The organism is Anaerotignum sp., assembly GCF_031981185.1.
Classification (GTDB): domain Bacteria; phylum Bacillota; class Clostridia; order Lachnospirales; family Anaerotignaceae; genus Chakrabartyella.
The window spans coordinates 14,525-25,609 of sequence record NZ_DALYUL010000022.1; the positions used below are offsets into that span (position 1 = coordinate 14,525).

At 37.5% G+C, this 11,085-nt stretch carries 9 protein-coding genes; 7 read left to right on the forward strand and 2 right to left on the reverse strand.

Features of this window, described 5'->3' with window-relative positions; translation table 11 throughout:
• The first annotated feature begins 186 nt into the window (after positions 1-186).
• The 6 genes from RTK36_RS12305 to RTK36_RS12330 all read left to right on the forward strand — a co-directional run bounded on the left by RTK36_RS12305 (position 187) and on the right by RTK36_RS12330 (position 6,223).
• Positions 187-1,704 (forward strand): amino acid adenylation domain-containing protein, encoded by a 1,518-nt coding sequence (locus RTK36_RS12305; RefSeq protein ID WP_312047546.1) that lies wholly within the window; start codon positions 187-189, stop codon positions 1,702-1,704.
• Positions 1,685-2,476 carry a GNAT family N-acetyltransferase gene (locus RTK36_RS12310; RefSeq protein ID WP_312047547.1) on the forward strand — a complete coding sequence of 264 codons (792 nt, stop codon included), beginning with the start codon at positions 1,685-1,687 and terminating at the stop codon, positions 2,474-2,476. The genes RTK36_RS12305 and RTK36_RS12310 overlap by 20 nt, the downstream gene beginning before the upstream one ends.
• 17 nt (positions 2,477-2,493) lie before the next feature.
• Positions 2,494-2,721: an acyl carrier protein gene (locus RTK36_RS12315; RefSeq protein ID WP_312047548.1), complete on the forward strand. Its 228-nt coding sequence runs from the start codon at positions 2,494-2,496 to the stop codon at positions 2,719-2,721.
• 19 nt (positions 2,722-2,740) lie between these two features.
• On the forward strand, positions 2,741-4,339 hold the full coding sequence (locus RTK36_RS12320) for an MBOAT family O-acyltransferase (protein WP_312047549.1): 1,599 nt from the start codon (positions 2,741-2,743) through the stop codon (positions 4,337-4,339).
• 1 nt (position 4,340) lies between these two features.
• Positions 4,341-5,363: a hypothetical protein gene (locus tag RTK36_RS12325; RefSeq protein WP_312047550.1), complete on the forward strand. Its 1,023-nt coding sequence runs from the start codon at positions 4,341-4,343 to the stop codon at positions 5,361-5,363.
• Positions 5,364-5,557: 194 nt separating this feature from the next.
• On the forward strand, positions 5,558-6,223 hold the full coding sequence (locus tag RTK36_RS12330; RefSeq protein WP_312047551.1) for a superoxide dismutase: 666 nt from the start codon (positions 5,558-5,560) through the stop codon (positions 6,221-6,223).
• An 89-nt stretch (positions 6,224-6,312) separates the two neighbouring features.
• On the opposite strand, the gene asnB is transcribed toward RTK36_RS12330, so the two are convergent.
• Together asnB and RTK36_RS12340 are read right to left on the reverse strand one after the other, a co-directional pair.
• Entirely contained in the window at positions 6,313-8,163 is a 1,851-nt protein-coding gene (gene asnB, locus RTK36_RS12335) for an asparagine synthase (glutamine-hydrolyzing) (RefSeq protein WP_312047552.1), read from the reverse strand.
• A gap of 19 nt (positions 8,164-8,182) precedes the next feature.
• On the reverse strand, positions 8,183-9,562 hold the full coding sequence (locus tag RTK36_RS12340; RefSeq protein WP_312047553.1) for a citrate transporter: 1,380 nt from the start codon (positions 9,560-9,562) through the stop codon (positions 8,183-8,185).
• 284 nt (positions 9,563-9,846) lie between these two features.
• Here RTK36_RS12340 and RTK36_RS12345 point away from each other — a divergent pair, with 284 nt between their 5' ends.
• Entirely contained in the window at positions 9,847-10,782 is a 936-nt protein-coding gene (locus tag RTK36_RS12345) for a LysR family transcriptional regulator (protein ID WP_312047554.1), read from the forward strand.
• Positions 10,783-11,085 lie beyond the last annotated feature (303 nt).

Genomic DNA, 11,085 nt, shown 5'->3' on the forward strand with positions numbered 1-11,085 from the left:
ATTAGGAATGGAAGAAAAGTATAATAAAATTGGCTATGATTCAATGTTTTATTCTTCTAAAACTTGGAAAAGAAGTTACAGGTTTTCTCCCTTGCCTTGACGAGTTATTATCAAAATGCTATACTCAAAATCGAGTTATTCCTATTAGTTACTGAGGAAAAAACTGTAACGAAAAGAGGAGAAAATATGATACGCAATATTTTAGAATATTTAGAAGCAACAGCCAGAAGATTTCCTGAAAAAATGGCCTTTGTGGGTAAAGAAGAAGCCCTTACCTTTCAGGAACTATTGGTTCTGAGCAAAAGAATTGGATCTTTTTTATTAAAGTATGGAAAAAGGAATGCACCGGTGGCAGTTATGATGGAAAAAACACCAAAGTCAGTGGCTGCCTTTTTGGGCTGTGTTTTCAGTGGTAATTTTTATGCCCCCATTGATTCCACAATGCCTAAGGAACGCATTTTATCCATTTTTCAAACGCTCCAGCCCCAGGTGCTTTTGATTGATGAAAAAAGCAAAAAGGCGGCGGATTATTTGGAATATACAGGGGAGACGGTGGTGCTTGAAGAAATAGCCACGACTGAGGTAGCGGAAGAAGCATTGGGAATGATTCGAAAATCTGCCATAGATGCTGACTCCCTTTATGCTTTATTTACCTCCGGCTCAACAGGTGTACCAAAAGGCGTAATTATTACCCATCATTCCGTTGTCAACCTAACAGAATGGTATACGGAGACCTTTGATATTACCGAAAAAGAAATCATTGGAAATCAGGCACCATTTTATTTTGATTCTTCTGTGAAAGATATTTATGCTGTTTTAAAAACAGGGGCAACCATGGAAATTATTCCGAAGCAGCTATTTTCTTTTCCCATCAAGCTGATGGAGTATATAGAGGAGAAGAAAATTAATTATATAGATTGGGTTCCTTCAGCTTTTTGCATTGTGGCAAATACGGGGACTCTGGCGAAAACCTCTCCACAATGTTTGAGAAAAATTGCTTTTTGCGGTGAAATTATGCCTACAAAGCAGTATAATATGTGGAGGGAAAAATATCCCAATGCAGTTTTTGCCAATATCTATGGACCTACTGAGGCAACGGTTGATTGCACCTATTATATTGTAGATCGGGAGTTTGCTGATGACCAGCCATTGCCTATAGGATACCCTTGTAGAAATACAGATATCTTTATTCTAAACGGAGACCGCTTGGCGAAGGAGGGGGAAGCGGGAGAGCTTTGTATCCGTGGAAGGTGTCTTGCTCCGGGTTATTATAACAATGCCGAAAAGACGGATGAGGCTTTCATACAGAATCCCCTAAACCCATATTATCCGGAAAAGATTTATAAAACCGGAGATGTGGCAAAATACAATGAATATGGCGAAATTGTTTTTTTGGCGAGAAAAGACCATCAAATCAAGCATATGGGACACCGTATTGAGCTGGGAGAAATTGAAGCAGCGGTGAATTCCATTGATTTAGTGGAAAATGGTGCATGCATATATGATAATGAAAATCAAAAAATCGTATTATTTTATTGCGGAAGAGAAGCTACACAAAGCTATATCTTAAAAAAATTACGGGATAAGGTGCCTAAGTACATGTTTCCCAATGTGATGCTATTGCTAGAAGAAATGCCCCATACTTTAAACGGGAAAATAGACAGGCTTCGCCTAAAGGAGTATTATGATAGAAAAAATGGTTGATGGCTTGGCTTTTTGGCAGGAAATAGCCAAGAGACTCTCAAAGAAACAGAAAACAAATTTCTTCTTTTCAGAGGATGAGGTGCTTTTGTTGGTTCAAAAAGAAAAGTTCAGTCGTTTTGACTTTGGGGAAAGTGCTTATATTTTTCTAAAAGAGGAAAGATTTAGTCGCCTATATTATTTTTTGGATAAGGAAAATTGTCCTGAGGTATTGCCTGCTTTTGCTGAACCGATTATACTGGAAGAAGTACTTTTGGCAAAAAAGGAGCGGGTTCCATCTGTAAAAGACTGGGAAAAAGTGGGTTTTCAGGAGTATCTTATACGTAAGCGTATGTATTTAGCGTCTAACAACGTGTTGAAGGAAGAAAGAAAAATAACTTTTGCAACGGAAGATTTGCTAGAGGAGATTTTTCAGCTGATGCTTGATAGTTTTGAACCATTCTCTTCTGCATTGCCCACAAAGGAAGCACTGCTTGAAGATATTATGAATCAGAAAGTATTGGTTTCAGTGAAAAATCAAAAGCTACTTGGATTTTTACATTTTGGAGAGATCAAACAGGGCAGCATGCTCTGGCACATTGCGGTGAAGACCGGTACAAGAGGGTTAGGCATTGGCCAGGGGCTTGTGAGAGATTGGCTTTTTGTGCAGAAGGATATTTCTAAGAAATTTTTCCTATGGGTAAGAATGGACAACCTTTCCGCTTTAAGAATGTATGATAGATTGGGGTTTTTGCCTGATGGCAGAGTAGCACCCGTAATGATAAAAACCACATAAGAGAGGATAATGCAGAGATGGAAACATTAATGAAAATTTTAGCTGAATTAAGACCGGATGTTGATTTTGAGGGAAATAAGGAATTGGTGGACAGCGGTGAGTTGGATTCCTTTGATATTGTATCTTTGGTTGGCGAACTGTGCGAAGCTTATGAAATTGAGATAGGTGCAGAAGACATCGTTCCTGAAAATTTTAATTCTGTTGAAGCAATTATGGCTTTGGTGGAAAGATTGCAGGAAGATTGATTTTTAAGGAGATTGGGTTATGGCTTTTACTTCGGTACAATTTGTGGTTTTCCTGGTGTTGGCGGCCACGTTATATTTTCTAACCCCGAAGCGTTACCGTTGGGTAACGCTTTTGATTGTTAATTATATTTTTTATTTTTTTGCAGGGGCAGGATACTTTCTTTATTTGTTGGCAACAACTATAACGATATTTCTTGGTGGACTTAAGCTGGGAAAGATGTCCGCCAAAAACAAAGCTGATTTTGCGGCGATAAAGGGAACATTGGATAAGGAACAGAAAAAAGCATGGAAAGCCAATTTTACAAAAAGAAAACGGGCTGTTTTAATTCCCACCATGCTTTTTAACCTTGGGATTTTGGCAGTTTTGAAATATTCGGGTTTTGTCGGTAGTAATTTAAATGCTTTATTTGGGCGCTTTTCCATTGGATTGGAAATGCCTGTCTACAGTTTTTTATTGCCTTTGGGAATTTCTTTTTATACCTTTCAGTCGGTAGGGTATTTGATTGATGTTTATCGGGAAAAATATGAACCAGAGCGTAATTTAGCAAAATTTGCTTTGTTTATATCCTTCTTCCCTCAGATTGTGCAAGGGCCAATTGGCAGATATAACGATTTGGCAGAGCAGCTGTATCGCCCCAACAGTTTTTCTTATGAAAGAGTAAAATTTGGCGTGCAATTGATGCTTTGGGGTGCTTTTAAAAAGCTTGTGATTGCAGATCGGGCAAAGGTGATTGTGGATACGATTTTTGGCTATCCAGAAACCTTTGGCGGTACTTATGTTGCGGTAGCGGCTTTTGTTTACTGCATTCAGCTTTATGGGGATTTTTCTGGCGGTATTGATATTGCCACGGGAGCAGCTCAAGTATTGGGTATTCAATTGGAAAAGAATTTTGAGCGGCCATATTTAGCCACTAGTATTCCTGATTTCTGGCGTAGATGGCACATTACCTTAGGTGCATGGTTCCGTGATTATGTTTTTTACCCCCTTTCGTTATCAAAATTTTTTACGAAGGTGGGAAAAAAGGGCCGTAAGCTCTTTGGAAATTATATTGGTAAATTATTGCCTGTTTTGATTCCTCAGTTTATTATTTTCTTCCTCATTGGTATTTGGCATGGGGCAGAATGGAAATATATTGCCTTTGGTTTTTATAATGGTTCATTAATTGTTTTAGGAATTTTGTTTGATCAACCTTTGAAAAAATTAATACAAAAATTTGAAATTAAAACGAAATGCTTCAGCTGGCATTTGTTTCTAGTGTTGAAAACATTAATTCTGGTTGCTTTAGGTAAAATCATTACCAGAGCACCTGGCGTTGGAGCCTCTGTTTTTATGATGCATTCCATGTTACGAAATTGGAATAGCGATATATTAATCAATGGTGGATTATTAAAACTTGGTCTTGATACCCAAGACCTATGGCTTTTGCTTCTGTCATCCTTCGTTCTTTTGACGGTGAGCCTGCTTCAGGAATCGGGCGTACAAATTCGCCAAGCATTATCTAAGCAGAACATATTGTTCCGCTGGTTCATTTATTTGGCGGCAATTTTCTCGTTAATTATGTTTGGCGTATATGGTTTGAATTATGACGCCTCCGACTTTATTTATAGGGGGTTTTAAAATGAAGGGATGTTTCAGAATCGTGACAAGGTGTATTGCCTTTTTTATTGTTTTTTCAATTATATTCTCCAATACGTCGGATTATTTACGGCGACCTGATGATGAATCCGACGAAATTCATGCTTTCTACAATGAACCCAAGGATTCCATTGATGTACTATTTATGGGTAGCAGCCCCATTTTGCGAGGGGTATCCCCAATGGAAATGTGGAATCAGGCGGGTTTCACTAGCTATGTTCGGGCATCAGCATTACAGGCTCCTTCTGTAACCTATGGTCTTATGGGGGAATCCTTAGCGTATCAAAATCCTAAAATTGTGGTGCTTTTATGCGATAACATTTTCCTTGATTTTGATTATGCTGAGCGAGAAGGTGATTTGAGAAGGGCATTGGATGGTATGAAAATGTCTAAATATAAATTTCAAATTGTAAATGAAGTTACAGCGGAAGATGATAGACAAACATTGCTTTCCTATATGTTTCCACTGTTTCGTTACCATGAAAGGTGGAAAGAGATTAATTGGGCTGATGCAGAGCCTGCACCCCTTATGAAACATTCTTTTAAAAAAGGAAATGTTTATTTAAGAGGTGGTGAACCTTTGGAGTATCCGGAAAATTTCATGATACCTTCTGATAAAGTGTCAGAATTTAATGAAAGTGCCAAAAGTTATATTGAAAAGACCATACAGCTTTGTAAAGATAAAGATATACCTGTATTGATGCTTCATATGCCCAAAATGTCATGGAGTTATGAGCAGAGCATGGCTATGGAAAACTTTGCAAAGGAAATGGGAGTGGATTATTTGGACTGTGACCGACAGGAAGTTCGAGATATGTTGAATTTAGACCCTGCCGTGGATTATTATGACCAAGGACATATGAATTTGGGTGGCTCTATCAAATTTTCTCAATGGTTTGGAACATATCTTGATCGTACCTATGATTTGCCGGACCATAGAAATGAGGAAGCATATCAAAGTTGGAATGAAGATTACCAAGTTTACGTTGAGAAAACGACACAGTGAATATAAATTTTTCTTACGTGACAAGGGAATAAAAGCACATATCATAAGGATAATTTCTGGATAAATTAAAAAACAAAACCTGTTTTGCAATTTGCATTACAGGTTATTTTGTTTTGGTACGAAGAATGATTTCCGGCATAGTCTCAACTTCTGATGAATAGTTTTGTAGTAAGACTAGATAAGTGAGGATAGCCATGGAAAATGATAAGTACCCATTTGTAAACTTACCGCTGCCCTATGCATATGATGCTTTGGAGCCTTTTATTGATGCACAAACTATGGAAATACACCATGACAAGTATTTGCAAAACTATATTAATAGACTAAATGATACGATTAAGGATTATCCCGAGTTACAGCAGCTAACCCTAGAGGAATTGATTAAAAATGCTGTTTACTTATTGGATCCATTACGGATACCCATACAGAATAATGGCGGGGGTGTGTATAATCATCGTATTTATTTTAATGGATTACAGCCGCCAACAGGAGCGCCACCCAAAGGAAGATTAATTGATATGATTGCGGCACAATTTGGTAGTCTGGACAATTTCTTAATTATTTTTAAGGCAGAAGGTATGAAAATATTTGGTTCTGGATATACCTGGCTGGTTTTTGACAATGGCAAATTAAGAATTATTACAATGCCCAATCAAAATAGCCCTCTTTTATTGAACTATTGCCCTATTATAGCTTTGGATGTTTGGGAACACGCATATTTTTTAAAGCATTATTACATGAGAAGTGCTTATATTGATGATTGGATGCAAGTAATCAACTGGGATATAGCCAATCAAAACTATATGCAGTGTCTTGCCAATTTCAGCAAAGCAGATGTGATTACTGATGTGAATGAGTAAACAAATATAAGGGACATAAGGCCATAACAAAAGCCTTGTGTCCCTTTAAATTGAAAAGAAATATTTCTTTGATTTAAAAATTAAACATCTTAAACAACTTTAATGTTCCATTTTTTCATCCAATAATTAATTTGAACCACATAAGCCAGCATTTGGGGGCCTGCCATGAGCTGACCATACCAAGGCTTACCATAATCGGAGGGGCTTTTTAGGAAGTTTTCGACTTTTTTTCGGTCTAAAAACTGTAGTACGGGAGAAGAGGAGTCCTCCATAATTTCTGTAACCATAGAAGCTAGCAGAGCTTCATAATTTTTATCATAAATTTTGGGGTAGGGGGATTTTCTTCGGAATAAAACCTCATCAGGTATTAGACCAATGCCACATTCTCTTAACAATGACTTTACCACATCATTTCTAGTTTTCATTTCCCAAGGCACATTCCAAACATACTCAATAAGCCTATGGTCTGCAAAAGGAACCCTAGCCTCTAAACCGCTATACATGCTGGTTCGATCCATACGGTCCAATAGGGTTTGCATAAACCATTTTTGATTTAGATATGCAATTTCTCTTCTGCGGGCTTCTTGGGGAGAATCCTCTGCTAATTTTGGTGTTTCACTGACGGATTTTGCATAGGTTTTTGCTACATAATCATCCATATCAAGATATTCAATGAAATCATCTTTTAATAAAACCTTTCTTGCTTCCAAATCCATTGTCCAGGGGAAGGTGTTTGCTTCAAAGCATTCTTTTTTGTGGAACCAGGGGTAGCCACCAAAAATTTCATCAGCGCATTCTCCTGTTAATGCAACTTTATTATACTGCTTTACTTTAGAACAAAAATATAAAATAGAGGAATCAATATCCGCCATGGCTGGTAAATCTCTGGCATCTACAGAATCCTTCAGGCAATTGGTTTGATCTTGAATACTACATTCCAAGTAACGATGGTTACTATTTAGGTGTTTCACCATAATATCCACAAAAGGTCTATCCTGAGAGGGTTGGAAGGAGGAGGCTTTAAAGTATTTCTCATTCCCTACAAAATCAAAAGAAAAAGTATTTAACTGTTCTCCTTTTTTTGCCAATTCTGCTGCACATACAGCGGAAACCAGACTGCTATCTACACCGCCGGACAAAAAGGTACAAATAGGTACATGGGACACCATTTGCCGTTTGATGGAGTCAATGAGTAATTCCTTTGTTTTTTCCACGGTTGTTGCATAATCATCTTCGTGGACGTGGCTTTCCAGCTTCCAATAACAGTTTGAATGCACTCCTGTGGGTGAAAACATCATGTAATAGCCTGGTAGAAGCTCGTCAATTCCTTTAAACACGCCTTTACCATAGGTTTTTGCTGGGCCAATGCTGAAAACTTCATTGAGTCCTTCTTTATCTACTTGAGGTACAATGCCGGGATAGGCAAAAATACCCTTGATTTCAGATGAGAACACAACTTCATGATCGATAATGGAATAGAACAGTGGCTTTATGCCGGATCGATCACGATAGAGCAGCATCATATTTTTTATGGGATCATATATAGCGAAGGCGAAAATGCCGTTCAGCTGCTTTACAAAATCCGCCCCATACTCCATGTAGCTTACTAAAATAACCTCGGTATCTGAATCGGTATCAAATTTCCAACCCTTTGACAAAAGAGTTTCCCGTAATTCACTGGTATTATAAAGTTCACCATTGTAGACAATGGCCCAAGTTTCGCCGTTCATGGTTCTCGTAATTGGCTGATGTCCGGTTTTTAAGTCAATGATAGAAAGCCTTGCATGAGCAAAGCCTACATTTGAATCTAAAAAAGTACCACAGTCATCGGGGCCTCTATGACGTTGAACGGTATACATGTCTTCTAAAATTTTTGAGTAATAGGCTTTTTGTTCTAAATAATCTTTTTTTGGGTTGAAGAAACCGGCAATGCCGCACATAGTATACGCCTCCTAATTGCTAAATTAAAATACAAGCTAGAATAAAGGTAAATAGAAAACCGATTCCTACAGGAAGCAGGTTTTTTCTAGCCAATTCTATTGGGTTAACATTACAAATGGCTGCGGCAGGGATTAATCCCCAAGGAACAATGGTGCCACCGCCTACAAAAATTGCTGAAATCTGGCCTAAAGTTGCCAAAAGGGGAACGGAGCAATGAACTGCTGTTCCAAAAGTATTTGCCAAAACACCAACTAAAGGAAGCCCTGAGAAACCGGAACCATCAAGACCCGTTAAGCCGCCGATGATCATTTGAATAAAAACAACGACATATTTATTTAATGGGGTTATACCGGCTAACCAGATTGCCCAGTCGTTTAGAATACCGCTTTGATATTGTTCCCCTAAAATATAGGATATACCATCGCCGCCCAAAAAGAAAAAGCCACCAATGATTATAACAGGTGCAAAAATTTTAATGGCAAACAAAAACCCGTCTATAATATAGGTCGTAACTTTTTCCATGCTTTTTTGCTTAAATCCAATGATAGAAGAAATAATCATAACCAACAAAGCTGTTCCTGAAACCAAACTTGTGGCATCCCCGCCTTTGAGGTCATATACAAACATAAAAACAATGTCGCACAGGAAAGCTACGGGAGTAAAAATTGCAACAAAAAGAGCTGCCTTTGAAGGCTTTGGCTGGGTAGCTTTTTCGCTGCTTTGTGTATATAATATGCTCGGATTTTTACTTACCATGGTTTTTTTGTTTAGAAGAAATGCAGAAACTACCGTTACAATACTCATGGTAAGAAACAATGGCATTCCTGTCTGCAAAATATTTTGAGGTTCGATGCCCGCGGATGATGCAGTAATTGCGGGTGCTCCTTGTATCACTACGTCAGAGCTTAGAGCAATTCCGTGACCAAATAAGTTCATAGCCATTGCTGCTGCAAGGGGCGTTAATCCTTTTTTTACAGCCAAAGGTACTAAAATGGCCCCAACCAGTGCTACAGAGGGGGAAGGCCACAAGAACATCGAGAAAATCATCATGGTGATACCTAAAATCCACCAGGCGATATAAGTGTTTTTCATGATTTTTGACATGGAACGCATCATTAAATAATCACTGCCCAAATCAGATAGGCATTTGGATAGAGACGTAACCAATGCAATGGTGGCAATGATTTCCATAAATTCCTTTGATGCATATAGAACGGCGTGAAAAACGGATTGTATTCCGCCTACTAAGCTGCGGCTACCCACAAGCCCTAAAATAAATATAAAAATGATACAGACGATGGGCGTATCTTTCCTAAAAATCATTGTTGCAAGAATCGTTAAAACGCCGATGAGGTAGATAAAATGGATAGGTGTAAGGTGAATCGCTAAGCTTGGCATTACGATACCTCCCTAAAAAAATGATATAATACAATATTCATTTTGTAGAGATATGTGCCATAGGAGGTTTGAAACAAGATACAAGAAAAACCTTCTTTGAGGGCGATTTGTGTAGATAATTACAAGAAACAAGTACAAAAATATGGAATGTCTGGATTTTTGAACAATTGTGTTTTATAATAAATGATGTATATGCGATAATATGAATAAAATGCTGTTTTGGGCATGCGCAATATATTATGGTTACGGATATGTATGATATAAATGGATTTAGGAGGGTTTACATGAATTTTACAGACTTGAAATATGTAATTGAGATTGATAAATGCGGTTCAATTTCTTTGGCGGCGAAAAATCTTTATGTTGCACAGTCGAATTTAAGCCGCGCAGTGAAAGAATTAGAACATGAATTTGATATTGTAATTTTCAGACGAACACCGAAAGGTGTAATCACAACCAGAGAAGGGCAACGTTTTTTGCGTCACGCTAAGGAGATACAATATCAAATCAATAATCTGACCAATGCATATTCCGATGTTAACGACCACGGGGTAAACCTAAAAATATCCGTACCAAGAGCCAGCTATATTTCTGAGGTTTTTACAAATTTTTTGGATACGCTTGATGAGGAAGAAAATATGCGTATTCATTACTGTGAAACAAATTCCAGTAAAACAATTCAAAATGTCTTGGATTTTCATTATGACATTGGGATTATTCGGTATAATGTTATGCATGAGGGGTATTATTTATCTTTATTTAAGCTAAAGGATCTATCCTATCGATTGATTTTAGAGTTTGATTATTTGTTACTAACCTCTAAAGACAGTATCATTGCTGACAAACATATTAGAGCAGATTCGGATTTGGATGGATGCATAGAGGTAGTTCATGGGGACGAAAGGCTTCCTACCGGTGGATATATTGATTTAACAGAGAATGACAGAGAAGAACGTTGCCAGAAAAAGGTGATTTATCTTTACGAGAGGGCAAGTCAATTCGAAATTCTTTCCACTGTCCCTAATACATATATGTGGGTTTCGCCTGTTCCGGATGAAACGCTTGAAAAATATGGGTTGATACAAAAGCGGTGTGGATCTTACGCTAAGTATATGAAGGATGTCTTGGTGTTTAAAGAAAATCATGTCCCTAAAAAATATGAGAAGCAATTGGTGGATAAGTTAAGGGAAAAAACCAGAGAATTTGGTTGCTATTTGTAATTAACGAAGGGATAAAGGCGAATTTCATTGGGAAATAGACTTTAAAGTAGATATTTTATGGATTCATTGCGTATAATATCGTTTATGTGACAATTATTGATTGATTATGGCTTGCATTTGAAATCGTGCAAGCCATTTTTAATTGCGTAACAGCGTCGAAAAATAGCGAATTGAATTCGTAAATTCTAATTAATAAATTAAATGAAGTTTAATATTTTTTTTCATGTATCAGCACTGTTTTTGCATTGTTAAAAAATTCATAATAACATACAAACTTAGGTGGATTTCATAGAGTGGTTTTTT